Here is a 23,265-nt window from a genome sequence, read left to right as displayed (position 1 = left end):
AACCTATACCTCTCGCTACCTTCGCAAATACAGCGCTCCAGCAGAGAACATTCAAATGCACTTACCGCCTCGTATCGAAGAACTCATAAGTCGAGACCATGCTCTGAACGCCGTAGTGCTAAAAGCACTGGCAATTGTTGAGCCGTGGACTCTCGACAACAGAACCGTTTTCTTCCACGAGTATACTGATCACAGTCTGAAGCACTTAACAGAAGTATTGCTTACCGCCGAAGGGCTAATATCTGACGAATCGTGGCCGCATCTAACAGCTGAAGATGGCGCCGTCATCGTACTGTCCGTACTCCTGCACGATTGTGCCCTCCATATTTCCGAAGACGGCTTTTTTTCCCTGATAGGTGGTAGTTATCAGCCAGCACCATCTCGCTACATCCAAGGTGAGATAGGGTGGCCAGCTCTTTGGGACCAATTCCTCTCGGAGGCACGCCGCTTTGACCAGCGCAAGTTACATGCGCTATTTGGAAACTCTGATCCGGTTCAAGACGTCCCATCAAACAAGCTCGACCTGACATTCAAGCATCGATTACTAATTGGTGAATTCCTCCGGCGACATCACGCGAGACTTGCGCATGAAATCGCTATCTCCGGAATACCGGGGCCAAACTCTCCAGTCGCTCTCGCAGATGGTGAGTTTAAGGATCTAATGGACCTTTCGGGATACGTGGCAAGGAGTCACAACTCCTCCATCCGGTCGGCTGTTGATGTGCTCGAACCTAACCAGCGACGTGTACACCGCAACTGCCGAGCTCCTTTTGTAATGATGGTGTTGCGCATAGCAGACTACCTTCAGATTCATTCCTCACGAGCTCCAGGACAGCTACTCCGACTTAAATCACTCGTTAGTCCAGTATCACGCGGCGAGTGGCGCAAGCATATGTCTGTTCGCGAGATCAACCAAGCGCACGACGACCCAGAAGCTATCTTTGTGGACTGTGAACCAGAGAGCGCCGTAACGTTCTTAGGGATGCGGAGCTTGCTGCGCGACATTCAGACTGAGCTAGACAAAAGCTGGGCAGTACTCGGTGAGGTCTATGGGCGGCTCCCACCTCTCAACTCTCTTGGAATTACAATCAGACGTATCAGATCCAATCTCGATGACCCGGACTCTTTCTGGAAAAAACGGCGCCCACCGTATCTTCCGCGCGACTTTAGATTCAAGACTGCTAGCGCTGAGCTAATGGACTTGCTAGTTATGCCACTTTATGGTGAAAAGCCAGAGATTGGAATCCGCGAGCTAGTTCAAAACGCTGTAGATGCTTGCCGGGAACGTGATGACTTGATAGTGAAGGGGTTAGTCACTTCTACGTTCAAACCAAGCGATGATGTAATCGTCACCTTAAGTTTTCCTGAGGATACGAATGCAAAGCTAATTATTGAGGACTTCGGCGTCGGCATGACTCCCGACGTAGTCGACAAGTATCTTCTAAATATTGGTGCATCTTTTCGACGCAGCGATATATGGAGGAGGAATCACGAATCTAGTGGTCATTCTACAGTCCACCGAACAGGTCGTTTTGGAATAGGTTTACTCGCGGCCTTCCTACTTGGGCCCGAGATTAGAGTTACTACTCGATCTATCTACGATGCGGAAGACAATGCGATTACATTTTCGTGCAAACAAGGTTCAGAGTCGATCGAGGTGACACCATGTAAGTTTCACGCGGGAACCCGGATCGAGATCCCATTATCAGATGAGGTCGTAGCCAAACTCATCAAGGATGACGAATTATGGGATTGGTATTGCCTTACGAGTCCGAACGTACAACGAATTCTCGCTACAGACACACAGGTTAACCTCAAGCAGAGGTACGTAGTCCCAGAGTGTGACTCCCCTCTCGATTCAACCAAGTGGCGCCGCATCACCGCCGAAGGGTACGACGATGTAATTTGGAGCTATGAGACGCTTGAGCGATGGGGGCAACCCGAAAGTTTGGTCATCTGTAATGGCGTATGGGTTTGCCGAAGCAGCTATAAGCTAACACCTGAAATTTCGAATGAGCTAGGCACTATTGCTGCAAGGCCGCCCAGTTTGGTTGTATTTGATGCTGATGGACGATTCCCCATCAACCTGCAACGCGACGAGGTAGCCACAGGCCGTACCGAATTCGAGAGAGAACTTGCTCTCGACATTTCGGACTACCTTGTCACCCGATTAATTCAGACGTTTGAGAATCTCAACCCAGGCATCACACCCGAAAATGTGTTGCTCTCCATCAAGCCTCGAATACTTGGCCTATCGTCAAAAAATGAATATCGCAGTAATACTGCTCCTGTGGTGCTCTCAAAGACCGGGATCATTCCGACTGACGCCGATCTTCTGCGAGCGGCAGAGGTAACGAGCATTGTCATCGATGCAGTCAACATATCGAACAAACGCGGAGCATTCACGTCTCCATCGTTCACCGAATGGGCCGAGCATTATGTGGCCGTAGAAGGCATCAGCCACACTAAAGTAAGTAGAACTAACTTCCTGCGCGACTCAATCGGCGGCTTCGACTACCATGGAAAGTCAACTGGTTTTTTTGTACCACTAGGAGTGGTGGGGCGGCGGATACTTGTTCGCAAAACAGATGTCGCTGAGCTTGTCACGCCTGGGAACGTACCACGGAGTCAATGGAATAGGTTGACTCTAGAGGTCGATCTCGGTGGATGGGGACTTTGGGCATCTGGAATTGTTCCCGCACTGACGCTCGACCTAACCTCTGTGTGTGCAGAACTTAACGACTCAGAAGCTTTCGGAATCACGTTTCTCTACTTTGATAGCGACGCTAAGCGGAAAGAAACTACTGACACTCAGCCTTCTGCATTTGCAGAGGTATGGAATCAGCTAGTCCGCTCACCAGTTTTGCAGCAACGCCCCCGTTAGTATAAGTGCGAAGTGGTACCTAACCCTTCGCTCCAGCGGTCCGCCTTCAGCGGCCGCTGAACTCAGACGTTGGGGGCACATATTGGTTGCTCTATAGCCTCGTTAGCGTATGGTTATTTTTGGTCGCAAGCAGTCGGATGCTAATGCGGTAAAACAGGGGAAAATTTATTCTTTGTTAAAAATGCCAATCTGAGACTAGAGTCACCGATACAAAATACATCGGTCTAATTTTTTACTTCTCCTAACTCAATCGCCAGGTCATTCCATATGCGGCAGATTATCTGCATTCCTAGAATCTCAAATAGAGAAGAGCTAGCTGCTCTAAAGAACAACCCGGGCCTTCAAAGCGGGGTCAATGTAGTCTACGCCTACTTCCTCTCGAAGAAATTGATTCCGTATCCAAAAGGAGAAAGCAATATTCTCTATATCGGTGAGGCAATGCGTGAGTCCGACGCGACGGGGGTTCGATTCCGACAACACCTAACACCAACAGCAACCGTTGGAGCCGACTCCGGAAATAACTTCACACTATCGCAGTACTTCCACGCAGGCTGGCAGCTAGGGCTCACCGTATTCGAAACAGATACACAAAAGCTCCAGCGTGAACGAGACCTAATATACGCGCATATCTCCCTATACGGTGCTCCGCCGATTGCACAGGGAAAGGTTCCGCACGATAGCCGGAAAAGAAATCGCACGACGCATATTACGTCGTTCATAGCGAACAACCAGCTAGAGATCGAACGAGCGGGAGTTGTGCTTGCGGATTTAGTCGCCGAACACGGCCTAATAAGTCTTTCCAGCGGACTGCCTTCGGTGTCCACGATAGTGAATGACCGCTCGGGGTCGTAATCAGTCGGAAGTGGTCTGCTTGCGAATAAAACCCCGATCAACTTGCGCCGCGCCATCATCCAATGACTACAAACTAAAACATTCGCTTTTTTTGCGCGCTGCCCCCCTCAAAGACCAGTTAACTGGCCTTTGAGCTCACCTTCTCCACTGCTGACGCAATTCGCCCAACCCCCTTCAGAAAGCCAACCCCAACGTCCCCCTCCCCTCCAACCCCAACAAAAACTGCTTCGCCCCCAACCCACCCGCAAACCCGGTCAAGCTCCCTGAAGCCCCAATCACCCGATGGCAAGGCGCAACAATCGAGAGCGGATTTTTACCGTTCGCGGCGCCAACAGCCCGAACCGCTTTCGGATTACCAATCTGCACCGCAATCTGGCTATAGCTCCGCGTCTCCCCAAACGGAATGGTCAGCAGCGCGTGCCAAACCTTCTGCTGAAAGTCAGTGCCGGCAAAATCAAGCTCCAGCTCAAAGCAATCACGCTCACCCGCAAAGTACTGATTGAGTTGGCGCTCAGCCTCCAGCAGCACCGGGCTGTGGATATCTTCGTGCAATGGGCCGAGGCGAACGCGGTCGGGTTTGTCGTTTTCCCACAAGATCGCGCAGAGTTTGCTGCCTTTGGCGACCAGGGTGAGGGTGCCAACAGGGGATTTCATCAGTTTGAATACGTACGACATGGTTTGACTCCTTGATCCGACGGGGGCTTCGGACGTCGTTGGACGTTGAAGGCGATCGTTCATCTTTGTCAGAGGACGCATTCAGAGTAATTGTGTGTTTAAACGCAAGAACTACGTTTCTTGCGGTTGAATTTTGTAGGCTGATGCCACCCGCACTGCCTATTGCCTGGCAGTTAAGTGTTGGTTGCCCTGAAAGATCGCAGCCTGCGGCAGCTCCTACGGATTTGCGTACGATTTGCGCGCGGATGCCACCGGTACTGCCCGCTATTCAGCTTCAGCCGCCTCGGCATCTTCAACAAAATAGCAATTATTGCGCTTACCGCTGGGGTCGATGATGAATGCGCCCTGCCCTTTGCCACACTCGAGCGAGTGGGTTGCCAAATAGGCTTTTTTCTTGCTGATCCAGGTATTCAGTTTGGAGATATAAATGCCCATGCCAAGGGCGATGCACAGCACCAGCAGCAAGCAAAAAACAAACTGTGCGGTGTAGTGGTCGCCTTCCTTTTCCGAGCCTGCGGGTTGCATGTCGAGGTCCTGTTGTTGAAACACGCCGTCACGATAAGGAGCAGCGGGTTAACGTCAGGTGAACATTGTCGCGATGAAAGGTAACTCCGCTATCCTCTGCCCCACTAGTGAAAAACCGTGGGTCTGTGCGTGCATATTCATCTGCTGTTGGTCGAAGACAACCTCGACCTGGCGAACACTGTCATCGAGTACCTGGAGATCACCGGGATTGTCTGCGACCACGCCAGTGATGGGCAGATGGGTTTGAACCTGGCGCTCGCTCAGCACTATGACGTGATCTTGCTGGACATCATGCTGCCGCGCCTGGACGGTCAGCAGGTGTGCAAAAAGTTGCGCGAGCACGGCAATCAGACACCGATTCTGATGCTCACCTCGCTGGATGCCTTGGCCGACAAGCTGGCGAGTTTCTCGGTCGGGGCCGACGATTATCTGGTCAAGCCGTTCGAACTACCGGAACTGGTTGCACGGATTCGTGCCCTGAGCCTGCGCCGCAGTGGTCAGGCCAGTCGGCTGCAAGTCGCCGACCTGATCATGGATCTTTCAACCCGCAAGGTCAGTCGCAACGGTCAGGAGCTGCACCTGTCACCGACCGGCTGGACGTTGCTCGAATGCCTGATGCGCGCCAGTCCCGCGCCGGTCAATCGCGAGCGTCTCGAAGCAGCGATCTGGGGCGACGAACTGCCGGACAGCAACACGCTCAAGGTGCACATGCACCGTCTGCGCAAGGCCGTCGACAAGGACTTCGAAACCGCACTGATCCACACCTTGCCCGGTATCGGTGTTCAGTTGGGGACGACATGCGCAAAGGCCTGAGCCTGAAGTGGGTGATCAGCGGCAGCCTGCTGTTGATCATTGCCGTGGTGCTGATCATCTATAACCAGTTACTGCCGGTGTACACCATGCGCGGGTTGCTGTTTACCGCCAGCGCGATGATGGAAGAGGAAGCGCAATACTTCGCCCGGCATTACCAGCAGGACCCGACGACTCCGCCGCCCGATAATTACTTCCTGAAAAGTGCTGTCGGTAAGGAGGCCCTGCCGAAAGAGGTCCGTGACCTGCTCGACACCAAGCCGAGCATGGTGTTTGGCGCCGTGCAGTTCTTCGGCGACATGGACTCCGATGACGATGATGACGGCACGGCCATTCTGATCCACCCGTTGTACGACGGTAAAACGCTGTATATGTACGACACCGATCACGACCATGAAGAAGGTGGCGTGGTTGAGACGCCGTTGTCCGATGCCTACCTGGAACACGAGTTGGCGATGATCAGCATGATCGGTCTGGCGGTGTTCGTTCCCGCGCTGATCATCATCGCCCTGCTGGTGTGGTGGGTGGTCCGGCCGCTCGGTCGGCTGACGCAATGGTCGACCACCCTGGAAAGCCTCGATGCGGCGCCGAATGGCCGACCGCATTTCATTTTTCGCGAGTTCAATGTGCTGGCGGATTCGCTGGCCCACAGCGTGCAACAGGTCAAAGCCGCGAGCCTGCGTGAGGAGCGTCTGCTGCGCTACACCAGCCATGAACTGCGTACGCCGTTGGCGGTGCTCAAGGCCAATGTGGAATTGCTCGCCGTGCAGTCCGGCGGCGAACTGCCGCCGCCCTTGCAGCGGATCGAGCGCTCGGTGCTGAACATGCAACGGATTGCCGAGACCTTGTTGTGGATGAGCCGCGAGAGCCCGGAAGCGCTACCGGAAGAAGCGCTCGACATGCGCCAGCTACTCAATGAGCTGATAGAAGAACACCGCTACCTGATTGGCAAACGCGATATCGAATTGATCCTGCACATCAGCGACGAACCTTGCCGGCTGCCCCTGACCGCGTGCCGCATCGTTGTGGGTAACTTTCTGCGCAATGCCTTGCAATACGCTGACGATGGCAGCGTCGAGATCACCTTCGAACAGCTGCAACTGCGCATCGTCAACCGGATACGCGACACCCAACAGCATCAGGAATCCGCCGATTTCGGCTACGGCCTCGGGCTCGAACTGATGCGCCAGCTCTGCGCAAAACTGGGCTGGCACATCGAGGTCGCGCCGGAAAAGAACCGCTTCACAGTCACCCTGAACTTTTCGGCTCAGGCGCCGCAACAGCTCCCGGGTTCGTCCATCAGCAGGATTTAGGCGAGGGGCTTGCCCTGATGTACGCAATCCGTAGCAGCTGCCGAGCCTGCGAGGCTGCGTTCGAGGACAAAGTCCTCGCCAATCCTAAGCAAAGAACTTAACGGGAAGAACGCGCTGCCTGATTTGACGACCGCTGTGCGGCCGAACGCAGCCTCGCGGGCTCGGCAGCTGCTACGGGTCATGTGTTGCCCCGAACCCCATAACCGCCGCCCCCCTTTGCCACGGCGGGCAGCCGATTAATGCGCCTCCTCCAACTCGTCATGCATTGCCCCAGCCCCGTACAGGCCGTTAAGCCAGTACGCAATCCGTAGCAGCTGCCGAGCCTGCGAGGCTGCGTTCGAGGACAAAGTCCTCGCCAATCCTAAGCACAGAATTTAACGGGAAGAACACGCTGCCTGATTTGACGACCGCTGTGCGGCCGAACGCAGCCTCGCGGGCTCGGCGGCTGCTACGGGTCATGTGTTGCCCCGAACCCCATAACCGCCGCCCCCCTTCGCCACGGCGGGCAGCCGATTAATGTGCCTCCTCCAACTCGTCATGCATTGCCCCAGCCCCGTACAGGCCGTTAAGCCAGTACGCAATCCGTAGCAGCTGCCGAGCCTGCGAGGCTGCGTTCGAGGCGGGCAGCGTTCGGACAAAGTCCTCGCCAATCCTGAGCACAGAACTTAACGGGAAGAACGCGCTGCCTGATTTGACGACCGCTGTGCGGCCGAACGCAGCCTCGCGGGCTCGGCAGCTGCTACGGGTCATGTGTTGGCCCGAACCCCATAACCGCCGCCCCCCTTCGCCACGGCGGGCAGCCGATTAATGTGCCTCCTCCAGCTCATCGTGCAGCAAGCCGAAGATCTCCCGCTTCATCTCGATGAACGAGCGCTCCATGACCATGTCCAGGGTGCGTGGGCGTTCGATCGGTACATCGAGAATCTGTTTGATCCGCCCAGGCCGAGCGCCCATCACATAGACCCGGTCGCCGAGCAGGATCGCTTCGTCGATGTCGTGGGTGACGAACAGCACGGTCTTCTTGCTGTTGCCCCAGACCCGCAGCAGCAGTTGCTGCATTTGCAGGCGGGTCTGGCTGTCTAGGGCGCCGAAAGGTTCGTCCATCAGCAGGATTTGCGGGTCGTTGGCCAGGGCGCGGGCGATGGCCACGCGCTGCATCATGCCGCCGGAGAGTTGCTTGGCATAGTTGTCGGCGAAGCCGGTCAGACCGACTTCGTTGACGTAGTAGTCGACGATTTCCTTGCGCTGGGCCGCAGGCATGCCGCGACGCTTGAGGCCGAACTCGACGTTTTGCCGCACGGTCAGCCAGGGGAACAGCGTGTAGCTCTGGAAGACCATGCCGCGATCCGCACCGGGGCCTTCGACGTGCTGGCCGCCGACGTAGATCTCGCCTTCGGTGGGTTCGGCCAGGCCTGCCGTCAGGTACAGCAGGCTGGACTTGCCACAGCCCGAAGGCCCGACCAGCACCGCGAACTGCTGGTCCGGCACTTCGAACGAGACCTTTTCCAGCGCGGTGAAAATCCCGCCGTCGGGCTTTTGGTAACGCAGGCTGACCTTGTCCACTTGCAACCGTGGCGCGGCCTGCACCGACGCTGCAGTGGGTGTGGTGAAGCGATGATTGGCAGCGGTTACTGAGCCCATGCGGCGATCCTCAGTCGAAGGAAACGGAACAATTGATCGGTGACCAGGCCCAGCAGGCCGATGATCGCGATTGCCAGAAAGATCACATCCACCTGAAAGCCGCGCATGGCTTTGAGGCTCAGGTAGCCGAGGCCACTGGAAGCGGCCACCAGTTCGGCGACCACCAGGTACGTCCAGGCCCAGCCCATGGTGACGCGCAAGGTGTCGAGCACACCCGGCAACGAGGCCGGGGCGATCACGTGCAGCACCGCGTCGCGGCGGTTCGAACCGAGGGTGTATGAGGCGTTGATCAGGTCCTTGGAGATGCCTTTGGAGACATCGGCGATCATCACCAATTGCTGGAAGAACACGCCGAAGATGATCACCGAGACCCGCTGCTCCAGACCGATGCCGATCCACAGGATGAACAGCGGCACAAACGAGGTCACCGGCAGGTAGCGGATGAAGTTGACCATCGGTTCGAGGAACGCCTGGACGATGCGGAAGCTGCCCATCAGCAGCCCCAACGGCACCGCCACCAGCGACGAGACGATGAAGCCGACCATCACCACTTCCAGGCTCGCCCAAACGTGGACCCCGAGTGTGCCGTCGCGCGCCAGGCGCACGGCGGCATCGAGTACCGCGCCGGGTGTCGGCAGGAACATGCCCGGCACCACGCCACCATAAGACAACCCGGCCCAAAGGCCGACCAGCAGCACCCAGGCCAGGCCGCTGGCGCTCCAGATCACCTTGACCGGCAAGCCGGTCTTGGGCGTGATGCAGCGGCTCAACCATGAATTTCGCTTGAACATGGCCACCTCCTACAGCGGGCTGACGAAGCGGTTGTCGACCAGTTCGTCGTGGCTGACGTTGTAGGGCTTGCCTTGCAGTTCGCTGGCGGTTTCATTGGCGATTTTTATCAGCGCCGCGCTGTCACCCGGGTTGCCCGGCGAGCCGAGGAGTTTTTCGCTCATCGCCTGATCGTAGAAGCGCACGCCTTTGGCGGCAGCGGCCAGTTCCTTCGGATCGGCGAGGTAACCGCCGACGCCTTTGGCCATGATTGCGTAGGCCTCGTCCGGATGGTCCTGGGTGTACTTCACCGCTTTGTACAAACCGGCGACCAGCGCTTTGACGTCCTCCGGTTGTTTTTCGATGACGTTGCAGTTGAGCGCCACCACGTCGACGATCACGCCGGGGGTGGTGCTGCTGTCGATCAGTACTTTGCCTTGCTTCTTGTCGCGGACCATCGACAGATGGGGTTCCCAGGTCACGGCGGCCGGCACACGACCGGCGATGAACGCGGTGGCGGCATCGTCGGCGGTCATGTTCTGCACGGTGATGTCGCTCATTTTCATGCCGTTCTTTTTCAGCAGGTACGAGAGCCAGAACTGCGAGGTCGAACCTTCGTTCACCGCCACGGCTTTGCCTTTGAGCTCTTGCAGACTCATGACGTCCTTGCCCACCAACACACCGTCGCCACCATGGCTGTCATCCAGTGCCGCGACTGCCTTGAAGCAGAACTGCGGACGGTACTTGAGCACTTCATCGATGGTCGAGGCCGAGCCGGATAACTGACCCGAGGCTTGGGCGGCCATGTACATCGAGGCCTCTTCCACCACCGGCAGTTCGACGGTCAGGCCGTTCTCCTTGAAGTAACCCATGTCCTGGGCAAGGTACAACGTGCCGTAGCCGACCCACGTGGTGTGGCCGATGGACAGGGTGCCGGCCTGGGCGCTGGTGGCGACCCCGGCAGCGATGGCGGTGATGGCGAGGGGTTGAGCGAAACGGGTTAGCAAGGACTTGATCATGGAGCACTCCCACAGCTGTTGATTTAGTTTTGTCTTGCGGGGCAGTACGGCCAGCGGCCTCGAACAGTGACTCGGTGCGGTCTCTGAATGGACCTTAAGGTGGTCAGCGTTCGGCTGACTGGCAAGGTTGATGTTGGCCCAAGGGAGACCATAGGAAAACGAGGAAATATGTCGCCGCGAATGAAGAAAAACCTCGGTAGCGCGCACTGCAAAAGGGCGCCATGGGCGGGGATGCCCGGGGTGGGTGCAAGACGTGGGGAATGGGTTGAATGGGCAAAAGCAATCGCGAGCAAGCTCGCCCCACAGGGATCTGCGTTGGTCACATTACCGAGACCGACACCCATCCAATGTGGGAGCGAGCTTGCTCGCGATTAAGGTCCGCAGGACCTTCCGGCAATCTCAGAGCCGGCCGTACTCCTGCGCCGTACGATCCACCGCACGCAAGGTTTTGCCGACCAGTTCATCGACTTCTTCACGCGTGGCAATCAGCGCCGGGGCCATGATCATCCGGCCCAGGGTCGAACGAATGATCACCCCCTCTTCGAAACCAATCGTGCGGCAGCGCCAGGCGATGTCGTTCTCGTTGGCGAAGCGTTTGCGGCTGGTTTTGTCCTCGGCCAACTGCAAGGCCGCAACCATGCCCACGCCCTGGATATCACCCACCAACGGGTGATTACCGAACACTTCGCGCAGGCACTTTTGCAGGTACGGCCCGATGTCATCCTTGATCCGCGTGACCACGCCTTCATCGCGCAAGGCCTTGAGGTTGGCAATCGCCACCGCCGCCGCGACCGGGTGCCCGGAATAGGTCAGGCCGTGGGCAAACACCCCGCCCTGCTCCACCAGCACCTGTGCCATGCGCTTGGACAAAATCAGCCCGCCCATGGGGATGTAACCCGAGGTCAGGCCCTTGGCGATGGACAAGGTGTCGGGTTCAAAACCAAAGTGCTCGTGGGCGAACCATTCGCCGGTACGACCGAAACCGCCGATCACTTCATCGGCGCACAGCAGCACGTCGTACTTGCGGCAGATCCGCTGAATTTCCGGCCAGTAGCTTTCTGGCGGGAAGATCATTCCGCCAGCGCCCTGGAATGGCTCGGCGATAAACCCGGCGACCTTGTCGGCACCCAGTTCAAGAATCTTTTCTTCGAGTTGACGCGCCGCCCGCAGACCAAACTCGGCTGGCGTGAGGTTGCCTTCGTGGGCGAAGAAGTACGGTTCGTCGATGTGCGCGATGTCCGGAATCATCCCGCCCATTTCGTGCATGAACTTCATCCCGCCCAGCGCGGTGGCGGCCAGGGTCGAGCCGTGGTAACCGTTCCAGCGGCCGATCATGATTTTCTTCTCGGGCTTGCCCAGCACCTGCCAGTAGCGCCGTACCGTGCGGATCAACACCTCGTTGGCCTCGGAGCCGGAGTTGGTGTAGATCGCGTGGCTGTAGTGCCCCGGCAGCAGGCTGAACAGCAGCTCGGAGAGCTCGATCACCTGCGGGTGGGTGGTGTGGAAAAACATGTTGTAGTACGGCAACTGCTCCAGCTGCTGGCTCGCCGCAGCCGCCAGGTCCTTGCGCCCGTAACCGAGGTTGGTGCACCACAACCCGGACATGCCATCGAGGTAACGCCGACCGTCGTTGTCCCACAGATGCAGGCGGTCGCCACGGACCATCACCCGTGGCCCCTCGTCGTTGAGGGCTTTCTGATCGACGAACGCGTGGATGTGGTGCGCAGCATCGGCGGCCTGGTAGTCGCGGGTGTCACGTGGGGTGGTCATCGCCAGTTCTCCGTTTTTATTGTCAGCGCAGTTGAAACCAGGTGGTCTTCAACTGGGTGTATTTATCGAATGAGTGCAGCGACAGGTCACGGCCAAAACCGGACTGCTTGCCGCCGCCAAAAGGCACCGTCACATCGAGCGCATCGACGCTGTTGACCGACACTGTACCCGCACGTAATTGCCGCGCCACGCGGTGGGCGCGATTGAGGTCGTCGGTCCACAGTGACGCCGCCAGACCGTAAACGCTGTCGTTGGCCAGTTGCAAGGCGTGGGCCTCGTCATCGAATGCAGTGACTGCCAATACCGGGCCGAATACCTCGTCGCGAAACAGTGGCATGTCCGCCGTCACGCCGGTAAAAATCGTCGGCTGAATGAAGTTGTCCGAGCCGTTGAAGGTCGACTGCTGACCACCGCACACGCGCTTCGCTCCCTGACGCTCAGCCTGCTGGATGAACTTCATGATCCGCGCCGCTTGCCGGCTGTCGACAATCGCCCCAGCAGTGCTCGACGGGTCCAGCGGATCGCCCGGCTGCCAGCGTTCGACCTGGGCCTTGAGGCGCTCGACGAACTCGTCATGAATCGAACGCTCCACCAGCAGCCGCGAGTTGGCGGAACAGACTTCACCCTGATTGAAGAAAATCCCGAACGCAGCTTTCTGCGCCGCCAGGTCAAGGTCCTGACAGTCGGCGAACACCAGATTGGCGCTCTTGCCGCCGCACTCCAGCCACACCTGTTTGAGGTTCGACTGCGCCGAGTACTGCATGAAATATTTGCCGACTTCGGTCGAGCCGGTGAACACCAGGCAATCGATATCCGGGTGCAAACCCAAGGCCTTGCCCGCCTGTTCACCGAGGCCCGGCAGCACGTTCAGTACGCCTGCCGGCACACCCGCTTCCAGCGCCAGCTCACCCAGACGCAAGGCGGAGAACGGCGATTGCTCGGCCGGTTTGAGGATCACCGAATTGCCGGCCGCCAGTGCCGGCGCGAGTTTCCACGCGGCCATGTCCAACGGAAAATTCCACGGCACCACCGCTGCTACCACGCCGAGCGCTTCGCGGGTGATGGTCGCCAGCACGTTCTGCGCACTCGGGGCGATCTGGTCGTAGAGTTTGTCGAGGCTTTCGGCGTACCAGCGAAACACCCCGGCGGCGCCCGGCACGTCGATGGTGTAGGCATCCATCACCGGTTTGCCCATGTTCAGCGAATCGAGCAGCGCCAGTTCTTCGCGGTTGGCCATGATCAGCTCGGCCAAACGCAGCAGCACCTGTTTGCGCTCACTGGGCGAACGCGCCGACCACACGCCCGACTCAAACGCCCGCCGTGCGCTGATCACCGCTGCATCGACGTCTTCACTGCCGCACGCGGCCACCTCGGCCAACACGGCGCCAGTGGCCGGGTTGATCGCGGTAAAGGTTTGCCCGGATTGCGCCGGCCGTTGTTTGCCATCAATCAACGCCTGGGTACGAAACTGCAGCGCGGCGGCCTGGCCTTGCCAATATTCAAGCTCGAACACGTTCGGATGCTCCTTGGACTTTTTATTGTGCAATCGATGGTGGCTCAGGCTGCTGCCGGGGAAAAATAGTAAATATGTGGTCGCAGGCGATGAAAAAACTGGCTAGCTAAACTCCCTGCGTGCGCGCCATGTGGTTATTGTTCAAACACAACAAGACCGTCGCCCAAGCGGATAAGGGCGGTGCGCACATTGCTTGGGTTCAACGGTCGAGGCTGAAGTCGAATCCATCCACCCCGAGGTTTGCTGTGGCTGCCTACAATCTGCGTCAATTGAAGTACTTCATCACCACCGTCGAATGCGGCAGCGTCGCCGAGGCATCGCGCAAGCTGTATATCGCCCAGCCGTCGATTTCCACGGCGATCAAGGGCCTGGAAAACAGCTTTGGCGTGCAACTGCTGATCCGTCACCACGCCCAGGGCGTTTCCCTGACACCCAGCGGCGCACGCTTCTATCGCAAGGCTCAGGAGCTGCTGCGCATGGCCAAGGAGTTCGAACAGAACGCCCTGGCCGACAACGACGTGGTGTCCGGGCAGATCGATATCGGCTGCTTTGAAACGGTTGCGCCGTTGTACCTGCCGCAATTGATTGCCGGGTTCTCGGCGCTGTATCCGGGGGTGGAAATCCGCATCCGCGACGGCGAGCAGCAAGAGCTGGTGCAGAATTTGACCTCGGGCGCTTTCGATCTGGCGATCCTTTACGAGCACGACCTGGACGCCACCATCGAAACCGAACCACTGATGCCGGCGCAACGGCCTTATGCGCTGTTGCCAGCCGATCATCGTTTTGCCCGGCAAGCGCAGGTGTCCCTGCGTGACCTGTGCCTGGAACCGATGATTCTGCTCGACGTGCAGCCGAGCCGAACCTACTTCGTCAGCTTGTTTGAAGAGCTCGGATTGACGCCAAGAATTGCCTTCAGCTCGCCGTCGATCGAGATGGTGCGCGGGATGGTTGGCCAGGGTTTCGGCTTTTCGATTCTGGTCACCCGACCGCATTCGGAATGCACCTACGACGGGCAGAAAGTGGTGTGCGTGGACATTGTCGAAGAGGTGACCGGTTCGGGGTTGGTGGCGGCCTGGCTCAAACGCGGGCAACTGACCAAACCGGCGCAGTTGTTTGCGGATTATTGTCGGGAGCAGCTGACCGCGAAGGCCCACCCGTGATCAATCAACAAAAGGCTGTTGGGCATTACGCCAACAACCCTAATTCCTTGGCCCGGGCCACCGCCTGAGTGCGGCGTTCGACGCCGAGTTTGCTGTTGATGTGGCTGGCGTGGGTTTTGACGGTGTGCAGCGAGATAAACAGCTGATCGCTGATTTCCTGGTTCGAGCAGCCTTGGGCGATCAATTGCAGTACTGCCTGTTCGCGGGCACTGAGGGCTTCACTGGGGTGCTGCGGCTCAACCATCTCGCGCACAACCGCTTGGGGCAAGCGTTCGACCAGGCTCTCTCGCAGTGCACCGGGCGGGCAGTTCAGCAGTTGCTCACGCAGCCAGTCCGGGCGCTCACGCAGTAACCACTCGAAGGGTTGCAGGACGCCACCCGCCGCAGCCTCAAAGGCCTGCCCCAGGGCCTGACGTGCCTCGGGTTCACGGCCATGATTCAGCAGCAGCGCAACCTTCTGACTCAACGCCATCACACAGAGCATCTGCCGTCCGGTCTTCTGCCCGTGCTCAAGTAGCGCATTGAGGCGCCCTTCGGCCAGCATCGGCTGCCCTTGAATGGACTCCAGCAGCGCTTGCTGCAATTCGATGTGCAGCGGCATTTGCGGATGAAACTCCGGTGGCGCCGCTGCCTGTTCGCCGTTGTAGGTCTGGCCCAGTCGCGCCAGCCAGGCTTCGGCCAGGTCGGTACGGCCCTGAGCCAGCCAAAGTTCGCATTTGACCAGGGTGATCATCGCCAGGTAGTAGATCGGCGGCACGTCCCAGATGTGCATCAGCCGTTCGGCCTCGGCCAGTTCGGCGAAGGCTTTGGCGAACTCGCCTTTGGCGCCCTCAAGCTTGGCGATCACGCAGTGACCGATCAGCACGCTGATATCGCGACAGGCTCGCGCTTCGTTCAGCCCCGTCCGTAAACGCGCCAGCCCGGTTTCGGGTTGCATGCGCAGGGTCAGCAGAAAACCTTCATACAAGGTCAGGCGTGCGCGAACGGCGTACAGCCGCTGCGGCGATAAACCCTGCAAGCGTTGCTGGCCCTGATGCACTTCGTCCAGCGAACGGAGAATTTCCCCCCGCGCTTGCAGCACTCGCGCGCGGTCGTAATGGGCCAGCGCTTCGAACAGCGGGTTGCCAACCCGTTGCGCCAGTTCCAGCGACTCACGGTTCAAACCCCGGGCACGCCACAGGTCTGCGTCGGCGATCGCCAGGTTGGACAAGGTCGACAGGCACATCAAGCGTTGGCCATAGCGTTTGTGCGGCAGGCTCTCCAGCGCTTCGGTGCAGTACACCAACGTCAGCTCACGCTGGCCGCGACCACGGGCGATGATCCCGCTCAGTGCCAGCCATTGCGCCAACATGGATTTTTGCGCGGTGGCCGAAGGCGCCGGCAGGAAGCGGCTCAAGTGGCTCGCCAACTCTTCGGCAGCGTCGAGCTGACAGGCCAATCCCAGCGCCCAGCTGTACAACACGATCAACCTTGGGGTGCTGATCAGCAGGCTGTCGGGCAAGTCCATTTTCCAGCGCAGCAGCATGCCGACGTTCTGTTCGGCCAGCAGTTGTTCTTCGGAAAGGTTCTGTACCAGGTTCGCCGCTACATCCAGGTGCCCGGCGCGTAATGCCTGCTCCACCGCTTCATCGAGCAAACCCTGGGCGTTGAACCAGCGACAGGCGCGCAGGTGCAGGCTGGCGGTGGGCACCATGGCATTGGCGATCGGCCGGCTGCGCAACAGGTCGGAAAACAGATGGTGATAACGATACCAATGGCCGTGCTCGTCGAGCGGCACCAGGAACACCTGATGCGACAGCAGAAAACGCAGGATCTCGGCGCTGTCATGGGCTTCACGCACGGCGTCGCAGAGTTCGCTGCAAAAGCGCTCTTGCGGCGCGGTGTCGTACAAAAATGACTGCACCTCGGCGGGCAGGCAATCGATGACTTCTTCAAGCAGGTAGTCGCGTATCAAGCCTTCGCCACCGTGCAGCGGCTGCGGCAACGCGCCGCCATTGCGTGCTTCGGAGGCGGCCAGCAACCAGAAACGCAGCCCCGCGACCCAGCCTTCGCTGCGCTGGATCAGACTCTCCAGCGCCTCGCCACGCAATGAACTGCTGTGTCGATCCAGCAGGGCCTGGGATTCGTCGTGAGTCAGGCGCAGGTCCTGTTCGTGCAGCTCAAGCAATTGCCGCGACAGACGCAAGCGCGCCAGATGCCAGTCGGGGCGCTGGCGACTGGTCACCAGTACCAGCAGGCCTTCGGGCAAATGATTGAGGAAAAATTGCAGGCAGCGATCGAGCACCGGGCCCTGGGCCAGATGGTAGTCATCCAAAACCAGCAGCAGCGGCGTGCTCGGTGACAAGTGAGTCGCCAGTTCGTCGAGCAGCCCGTCCAGCCATTCTTCGAAGGCGAACGGTTGATGGCGCTGACGCATTTTCAGCAGGCCAAGGGCCTGTCTGCCCAGCTGTGGAAAATAGTTTTGCAGGCCTTCAAGCAGCCGTTCGAGGAAGCGCCCGGGATCATTGTCGCGCGGACTCAACCCCAACCAGAGGCTTTGCCAATGCGCTGGCAGGCTCTGACAGAACTCCACCGCCAATGAGCTTTTACCGAACCCCGCCGGCGCGCTGACCAACAGCAATCGCCCCTGCAACCCGGCGCTCAGCCGCTCGCACAGACGAGGCCGCAGCACATAGCCGTCGGGCAAGGGTGGCCGGTAAAAACGCCCCTCCAGCACAGGCATTGCCGCGCTGGATGGCCTTTGGATTCGGAACAGGTCAGTCATAGCCAACTCTTGTTGAAGTGCTGTTGTCGGCATTGCAGATGTCCGCAGACTAGCGGTAAACCGGATCGGATTGAAGGTTCCTGCTACAAATGGCTACAAAAAGACTACGATCTTTTTGAGGCAAAAAAAAAGCCCCGAACCAGTCGGGGCGTTTTTCGAGGATGCGGCCTCTGTGTTACGACACGTTAGCGAACGCCGTCCTGAGCCAGTGCAGCCGGGGTGAAATCACTGGTGCTCGCGGTAAAGCCGAAGTCATACGCGCGCTTCTCTTCGTTCTTCATGCCCAGCGCCAGATAGCGGCCGGACTGCAGGTCGTAGAGGGTTTCCAGGGCATACCACGGCACTTGCTGGTCGTAGTAGTTCTCGGCATGCGCCTCAGCCACACGCCAGAGTTGACCACGACCGTCGTAGTGATCGATGACCGCGGCTTGCCAGGTGTCTTCGTCAATGTAGAAGTCACGCTTGGCATAAATGTGCCGCTGACCTTCCTTCAGGGTGGCAACCACATGCCAGACGCGACGCAGTTCGTAACGCGCCAGGTCCTGGTTGATATGCCCGGCCTTGATGATTTCGTCGTACTTGAGCGTCGGCGAGTCGAGCTTGTAGCTGTCGGAGGCGATGTACATCTCTTTCTTGCCTTCGAGCTTCCAGTCGTAACGATCCGGTGCACCGTTGTACATGTCCAGGTTATCGGAAGTACGCAGGCCATCGGCAGCCGTACCCGGCCCGTCATACGACACTTGCGGGGCACGACGCACACGACGCTGACCGGCGTTGTAGACCCACGCCGAACGCGGTTCCTTCACCTGGTCGAGGGTTTCGTGAACCAGCAGCACACCACCGGCCAGACGCGCCGGCGCGGTCACTTTCTGCTTGAAGTAGAACAGGATGTTGCCCGGGTTTTTCGGGTCGTAATCCTTCATCTTGTCACGGAACACGAACTGGTCCTGGAAATACACCAGGCTGTACGAGCCGTTTGGCTGAGGCGTGGCCTGGGTCACCAGACGGGTCACGCTGCCGCCACGATAGCGGGTGATGTGGTTCCAGATGACTTCGACGCCGCTTTTCGGAATCGGGAACGGCACGGCCGTTTCGAAGTTCTCCAGGCCGTTGCCGCCGGACACCAGGTTGGTGTTGGTGGCGTTCTTCTTGATGGCGGCGAACACCTGATCCGGCACGGTCGCGCCACGATGAGACGGGTAAACCGGCATTTTGAAGGTGTCCGGGTAACGCTTGAACATCGCGTATTGGCCCGGCGCCAGTTTGTCTTTGTACTTGTCGACGTTTTGCGCAGTGATGGTGAACAGCGGTTGCTCACTGGCATACGGGTTGGACAGGAAACCTTTGCCGTCGACGGTGCCGGCGTTTTTCTCCAAGGGTTTCCAGGCCGGGATCGAGCCATCGGCATTGCCTGCCATTTCCGCGCCCATCGGCGTCAGGCTCTTGCCCAACTTGTCCGCTTCAGCTGCCGGAACCGCTGCCATGACCGCGGTCGCCAGCAGCGAAAGCCCAAGGACACCCGCTTGCAAAAGACTTTTGGTAACTTTCATATTGTTGTTTGTCCTGAATATGCAGTGCTTAGAAGTTCACGCCGACGCTGAGCGCAACGAAGTCGCGATCATCCACGGTGCTGTACTTGCCGCCAAAGAAGTTGGTGTACGCAAGGCTCGCGGTGTAGGTGTTCTGGTACTCGGCATCGAGCCCCAGGCTGACCGCTTTGCGACCTTCCTCGAAGTTGCCGCCAGGGCCAGGCGAGTAACCGCTGACGTCATGCGACCAGGCCACGTTCGGCTTGAGGTTCACGCCGGCGAATACGTCCGGGTATTCCCAAATGGCGCGTGCGCGGTAGCCCCAGGAGTTGGCGGTGGTGAAACCATCGTTGTTGCAGTTGCTGCTACGGTTGTTGGTCGCAGCACCCGCCCCCGCGCCGTTGATGGTGGAGGTGTTGAGGATCTGCGAGCAGGTGTCCAGACCACCCGTGGCGGGCAGTTCGCCTGGGCCGAAGACCGGATCGCGGCCATAACGGACATCGGACGTGCTTTCCAGGCCACCAACGTGAGTCAGTCCAACTTCACCCACCACGGTCAGACGCTGGGCGCCCATGACCTGGTCGAAGAAGTGCGTGAAGGTAGTCTGGATCTGGGTGATTTCCTTGCGGCGATAGCCGTGCAGGTCTTCCCCTGGAACACCCTGGAGCAACGAAGCGTTGGTCAGCGCGCCACCCAGCGGCCGAACACCGGCGAACAGGATATCGGTGGAGTTCAACTGCACCGGCGCATTCGGCCGGTAGCTGATCTCACCGCTCCACGCCGTACCGGTAGGCAGGGTGGTGGAGAAGCTCAGGCCATAGAGGCGGATGTCTTCCGGGTACTCGACGAAGTACTGCGAGTTACCCGCGACCAGCAGCGGACCCAGCGCCTGGAATGGCCCCGGCAGTGCCTTGACGCCGTTATAGACCGACTGCGGAGCACCGGTGGCGCTGAAGATCGGCGCACGGCTGTGGTAGTTCATGAAGTAGGCGCCGAACTCGGTGTCCAGCGGATCGAACATGTACTTGAAGGCCGCGCCCCACTGACCGCCGTTGCTCGCCTCGCGGTCCCGACCACGACGAACCAGTACCCCCTCTTCGTTGACGTCGACACCATTCGCGGCCAATGGCCCCAGAGCGACGGCCGGAATGGTCGAGCGCTTGTTCAGTACGCGCAGGTTATCGGTGCAACCGTTGGCAATAATGTCTGGCTGAGAGAAGAACGTGCCGCAATTGTCGACAACGGTCTGGTCCCAGCCGATCTGGTAGAACGCTTGAGCCGACAGGCTCTCGGTCAGGCTTTGCGAGATGTAGAACATGTTGACCGGGATCAGGCCTTCCTTGATCTCGGCACCGGGACGACGGAATGCGGACACGTCGATCGGGTTGATCGAGTTGATGCCGCCGCCGATGAAGGTGCTTTCACCCCAGTTGACCACCTGTTTGCCCAAGCGCACGGAACCCGGCTCATCGGCAATGGAGTAGTTGTGGTAGACGAAGGCGTCGAGGATTTCCCCACCCGACGACCTGGCGCCTTCCTTGCGTCCGTCGTTGCTGACGTTCTTGAATTCCAGGTCCTGGTTTTGCAGCGCGAAGTCGTACCAGTATTTACCGCGTACGAAGACGCCGGTATCGCCGTATTTCAATTCAAGGTCATGGATGCCCTTGAAGATTTTCGAAAAGGCTTGCCCGCTCTTGAAGTTCAAGTGACCGTCATCGGAGGTCTGGGACAGGCCCTTCCCACCGTTGTTGACACCGATCAGGTTCTTGTTCGGCTGCTGGGTAGACACACTCATGCCCAGAGAGAGGGACGAGTCGAACTGACCTTCGATTTCACCGACGTTGAAACTGACGCCGAATGCGGGCCCGGCGAGCGTAGAGGCGAGACTGACCGCCAGAGGCAGTTTCGCCCGGCGCCAGAACTGGTTTACTGATGTCATCGACGCTACTCCATGTGCTTTTATTGTTATGGCAGTGAGCACTTTTAAAAACGCTTTGAAGGACGGAGAGCCATGCGCTCGCGAAGTCATTCAAAGTTGCATCGCCGCTTTCCTGTGCGTTTGCCGCGTTCTTAAAAATCCTTGAGCGGACTATAGCCAGCAGGTGGTACTGCTTGATCCCTCTAAAGTGTGATTTGCAGCCCCCGACCACCCTGGAACAGTCCTGTGCCAGCCCGACAGATGTCGGCCCGGCAAGGATGGCTGAAAATTTGGAATAAACAAGCCAAGCGCTTGCTTGGTGGGCTTGCCGGGCCCTTTCGGGCACGGCAAAGGACGCTTAAAGCGTCGAAAGGAAGGTGCTGTTGCTCGCCTGCCATTGTGCGATGTCGACGCGGATACGCTTCTTGTCGAGCTTGCCGACACTGGTCTTGGGAATTTCAGTAACAAGGGCGATCTGGCTCGGGATGGCCCACTTGCTCAGGTGCCCCAGTTCGACGAAAGGCTTGAGATGTTCCTTGAGTTCCCTGGCCCCAATCACGTGGCTTTCACGGACCACCAGCAAGGCAAACGGGCGCTCGCCCCATTGCGGATCCGGAATACCGACCACTGCTACTTCACGTACCGCCGGATGGCGACTGATCAGGTCTTCGAGGTCCAGGGAGGAAATCCACTCGCCACCGGTCTTGATCACATCCTTGATCCGGTCGCGGATGTCGATCACCCCCATGCTGTCCAGGGTCGCGACGTCGCCGGTATGCAGCCAACCCCCGGCCCAGAGCTCTTCGCCCTTCTGCGGCTCGTTGAAATAACCTTCGGTGAGCCACGGCGCACGCAGCACCAGTTCGCCCTGGGACTCGCCGTCCGCCGGCAGGAAGTGACCGTCAGCGTCGATGATCGCCGCTTCGACCAAGGGGCCGGGCACGCCGGCCTTGATCCGATAGGTGGTGCGTTCGTCTTCGGTGCCGGCCATCAGCTCATCGTTGAGGTGAGCGCAGGACACCAGCGGCCCGGTTTCCGACATGCCATAGGCGGCGGTCAACTGAATACCCTTGGCCTTGGCCGCTTCGTACAGCGCACGATTCAGGGCGCTGCCGCCGATGACGATTTTCCAGCCGCCGAAATCCGTGCCTTGTGCGGCCTTGGCGTTGAGGACCATTTGCAGGATGGTCGGCACGCAATGGGAGAAGCTGACCTTCTCCTTGCGCCACAACTCGACCAGGTATTCCGGGTCGTAACGGCCGGGGTAAACCTGCTTGAGCCCGAGCATGGTCGCCACGTACGGCAAGCCCCAGGCATGCACGTGGAACATCGGGGTGATCGGCATGTACACGTCGTTGGTGCCCAGTAGGCGCACGCTGTCGATGCTGCCCATGATCGTCGACACGCCCATGGTGTGCAGCACCAGTTGCCGGTGGGTGAAATACACGCCTTTGGGATTGCCGGTGGTGCCAGTGGTGTAGAAGGTGGTGGCCACCGAATTTTCGTCGAAATCTTCGAAGCTGTACTGCGGGCTCGCGGCGGCCAGCAGTTGCTCGTACTCGCCCACCAGGTTGGGCAGATCGGCAGTTTTTTCCGGCAAGTCGGTGAGCAGCAGGGTTTTCTCGACGGTGGTCAGGTGCCCGGCAATCGCCTGATAGAGCCCGACGAACTCGCTGTTGACCAGCACGAAGCGGTCCTCGGCGTGGTTCATGGTGTAGAGGATCTGCTCGGGTGACAGGCGCACGTTGATGGTGTGGATCACCGCACCGATCATCGGGATGGCAAACATGCATTCCAGATAGCGATGGCTGTCCCAATCCATCACCGCCACGGTATCCCCGGCCTTGACCCCGGCCGCCGTCAGTACGTTGGCCAGCCGCGCGACACGCTCGATGAGGGTCGGATAGCTGTAGCGCAATTTGTCGCGGTAAACGATCTCGCGGGTTTTCTCGTAGCGGCTGCCGGACATCAGCAACCGCTTGATCAACAGCGGGTATTGATAAGCGCCTTTGGCTGGCGGAATAACGCGAGTCTCCAACATAAGCATCCCTTTATCTGACTGCACGGTCGTGGCTGAAAGATTTGCACTTTAGTCAGCCTGAGCGCCAGCTAAATCAGCCAAAG

At 58.7% G+C, this 23,265-nt stretch carries 16 protein-coding genes; 5 read left to right on the top strand and 11 right to left on the bottom strand.

The annotated features are described in order from the left end of the window. The first annotated feature begins 55 nt into the window (after positions 1 to 55). Together BK659_RS10455 and BK659_RS10450 are read left to right on the top strand one after the other, a co-directional pair. Entirely contained in the window at positions 56 to 2,884 is a 2,829-nt protein-coding gene (locus BK659_RS10455) for an HD domain-containing protein (RefSeq protein ID WP_123425003.1), read from the top strand. A gap of 267 nt (positions 2,885 to 3,151) precedes the next feature. Continuing rightward, positions 3,152 to 3,736, top strand: a complete 585-nt coding sequence (locus BK659_RS10450; RefSeq protein WP_123425002.1) for a hypothetical protein — start codon at positions 3,152 to 3,154, stop codon at positions 3,734 to 3,736. A 174-nt stretch (positions 3,737 to 3,910) separates the two neighbouring features. Here BK659_RS10450 and BK659_RS10445 read toward each other — a convergent pair whose 3' ends face one another. Further along, positions 3,911 to 4,411, bottom strand: a complete 501-nt coding sequence (locus tag BK659_RS10445; RefSeq protein ID WP_123425001.1) for a methylated-DNA--[protein]-cysteine S-methyltransferase — start codon at positions 4,409 to 4,411, stop codon at positions 3,911 to 3,913. A 264-nt stretch (positions 4,412 to 4,675) separates the two neighbouring features. Further along, positions 4,676 to 4,936: a hypothetical protein gene (locus BK659_RS10440; RefSeq protein ID WP_123425000.1), complete on the bottom strand. Its 261-nt coding sequence runs from the start codon at positions 4,934 to 4,936 to the stop codon at positions 4,676 to 4,678. 129 nt (positions 4,937 to 5,065) lie between these two features. Here BK659_RS10440 and BK659_RS10435 point away from each other — a divergent pair, with 129 nt between their 5' ends. Next, positions 5,066 to 5,749 (top strand): response regulator transcription factor, encoded by a 684-nt coding sequence (locus BK659_RS10435; RefSeq protein ID WP_123425285.1) that lies wholly within the window; start codon positions 5,066 to 5,068, stop codon positions 5,747 to 5,749. Beyond that, complete coding sequence (locus BK659_RS10430; protein ID WP_123424999.1) at positions 5,734 to 7,059, top strand: sensor histidine kinase; 1,326 nt, start codon at positions 5,734 to 5,736, stop codon at positions 7,057 to 7,059. The genes BK659_RS10435 and BK659_RS10430 overlap by 16 nt, the downstream gene beginning before the upstream one ends. Positions 7,060 to 7,863: 804 nt before the next feature. Here the strand turns inward: BK659_RS10430 and BK659_RS10420 are convergent. From BK659_RS10420 to BK659_RS10400, 5 genes are all read right to left on the bottom strand, one after another. Beyond that, positions 7,864 to 8,700, bottom strand: a complete 837-nt coding sequence (locus BK659_RS10420; RefSeq protein WP_123424997.1) for an ABC transporter ATP-binding protein — start codon at positions 8,698 to 8,700, stop codon at positions 7,864 to 7,866. Next, on the bottom strand, positions 8,688 to 9,491 hold the full coding sequence (locus BK659_RS10415) for an ABC transporter permease (RefSeq protein WP_123424996.1): 804 nt from the start codon (positions 9,489 to 9,491) through the stop codon (positions 8,688 to 8,690). Before BK659_RS10415 ends, BK659_RS10420 begins: the two co-directional genes overlap by 13 nt. 9 nt (positions 9,492 to 9,500) lie before the next feature. Further along, entirely contained in the window at positions 9,501 to 10,487 is a 987-nt protein-coding gene (locus BK659_RS10410; protein WP_123424995.1) for an ABC transporter substrate-binding protein, read from the bottom strand. A 399-nt stretch (positions 10,488 to 10,886) separates the two neighbouring features. Next, a complete protein-coding gene (locus BK659_RS10405; RefSeq protein ID WP_123424994.1) occupies positions 10,887 to 12,257 on the bottom strand; it encodes an aspartate aminotransferase family protein in 1,371 nt (456 codons plus the stop codon). Positions 12,258 to 12,279: 22 nt separating this feature from the next. Next, the gene (locus tag BK659_RS10400; protein WP_123424993.1) at positions 12,280 to 13,770 is read right to left on the bottom strand and encodes an aldehyde dehydrogenase; all 1,491 of its coding nucleotides are present in this window, start codon (positions 13,768 to 13,770) and stop codon (positions 12,280 to 12,282) included. A gap of 245 nt (positions 13,771 to 14,015) precedes the next feature. On the opposite strand from BK659_RS10400, the gene BK659_RS10395 reads away from it, so the two are divergent. Then, positions 14,016 to 14,930, top strand: a complete 915-nt coding sequence (locus tag BK659_RS10395; protein WP_123425284.1) for a LysR substrate-binding domain-containing protein — start codon at positions 14,016 to 14,018, stop codon at positions 14,928 to 14,930. A gap of 25 nt (positions 14,931 to 14,955) precedes the next feature. Here the strand turns inward: BK659_RS10395 and BK659_RS10390 are convergent, their stop codons facing one another. The 4 genes from BK659_RS10390 to BK659_RS10375 all read right to left on the bottom strand — a co-directional run bounded on the left by BK659_RS10390 (position 14,956) and on the right by BK659_RS10375 (position 23,182). Continuing rightward, positions 14,956 to 17,694, bottom strand: a complete 2,739-nt coding sequence (locus tag BK659_RS10390) for a winged helix-turn-helix domain-containing protein (protein ID WP_123424992.1) — start codon at positions 17,692 to 17,694, stop codon at positions 14,956 to 14,958. A gap of 185 nt (positions 17,695 to 17,879) precedes the next feature. After that, on the bottom strand, positions 17,880 to 19,244 hold the full coding sequence (locus BK659_RS10385) for a DUF1329 domain-containing protein (protein WP_123424991.1): 1,365 nt from the start codon (positions 19,242 to 19,244) through the stop codon (positions 17,880 to 17,882). A gap of 28 nt (positions 19,245 to 19,272) precedes the next feature. Then, positions 19,273 to 21,162, bottom strand: a complete 1,890-nt coding sequence (locus BK659_RS10380; RefSeq protein WP_123424990.1) for a DUF1302 domain-containing protein — start codon at positions 21,160 to 21,162, stop codon at positions 19,273 to 19,275. A gap of 337 nt (positions 21,163 to 21,499) precedes the next feature. Then, positions 21,500 to 23,182 (bottom strand): fatty acid--CoA ligase, encoded by a 1,683-nt coding sequence (locus BK659_RS10375; RefSeq protein WP_123424989.1) that lies wholly within the window; start codon positions 23,180 to 23,182, stop codon positions 21,500 to 21,502. Positions 23,183 to 23,265: the final 83 nt, after the last annotated feature.

It is taken from the genome of Pseudomonas brassicacearum, assembly GCF_003732225.1.
Classification (GTDB): domain Bacteria; phylum Pseudomonadota; class Gammaproteobacteria; order Pseudomonadales; family Pseudomonadaceae; genus Aquipseudomonas; species Aquipseudomonas brassicacearum_E.
The sequence above is the reverse complement of the archived record's forward strand: the minus strand, read 5'-3'. Positions and strand labels throughout refer to the sequence as shown.

Bases quoted from the DNA above. Each gene is read 5' to 3' on its own strand.
- BK659_RS10455 (WP_123425003.1), top strand. From the start codon at position 56: ATGCACTTACCGCCTCGTATCGAAGAACTCATAAGTCGAGACCATGCT.
- BK659_RS10450 (WP_123425002.1), top strand. From the start codon at position 3,152: ATGCGGCAGATTATCTGCATTCCTAGAATCTCAAATAGAGAAGAGCTA.
- BK659_RS10445 (WP_123425001.1), bottom strand. From the start codon at position 4,411: ATGTCGTACGTATTCAAACTGATGAAATCCCCTGTTGGCACCCTCACC.
- BK659_RS10440 (WP_123425000.1), bottom strand. From the start codon at position 4,936: ATGCAACCCGCAGGCTCGGAAAAGGAAGGCGACCACTACACCGCACAG.
- BK659_RS10430 (WP_123424999.1), top strand. From the start codon at position 5,734: ATGCGCAAAGGCCTGAGCCTGAAGTGGGTGATCAGCGGCAGCCTGCTG.
- BK659_RS10420 (WP_123424997.1), bottom strand. From the start codon at position 8,700: ATGGGCTCAGTAACCGCTGCCAATCATCGCTTCACCACACCCACTGCA.
- BK659_RS10415 (WP_123424996.1), bottom strand. From the start codon at position 9,491: ATGTTCAAGCGAAATTCATGGTTGAGCCGCTGCATCACGCCCAAGACC.
- BK659_RS10410 (WP_123424995.1), bottom strand. From the start codon at position 10,487: ATGATCAAGTCCTTGCTAACCCGTTTCGCTCAACCCCTCGCCATCACC.
- BK659_RS10405 (WP_123424994.1), bottom strand. From the start codon at position 12,257: ATGACCACCCCACGTGACACCCGCGACTACCAGGCCGCCGATGCTGCG.
- BK659_RS10390 (WP_123424992.1), bottom strand. From the start codon at position 17,694: ATGACTGACCTGTTCCGAATCCAAAGGCCATCCAGCGCGGCAATGCCT.
- BK659_RS10385 (WP_123424991.1), bottom strand. From the start codon at position 19,244: ATGAAAGTTACCAAAAGTCTTTTGCAAGCGGGTGTCCTTGGGCTTTCG.
- BK659_RS10380 (WP_123424990.1), bottom strand. From the start codon at position 21,162: ATGACATCAGTAAACCAGTTCTGGCGCCGGGCGAAACTGCCTCTGGCG.
- BK659_RS10375 (WP_123424989.1), bottom strand. From the start codon at position 23,182: ATGTTGGAGACTCGCGTTATTCCGCCAGCCAAAGGCGCTTATCAATAC.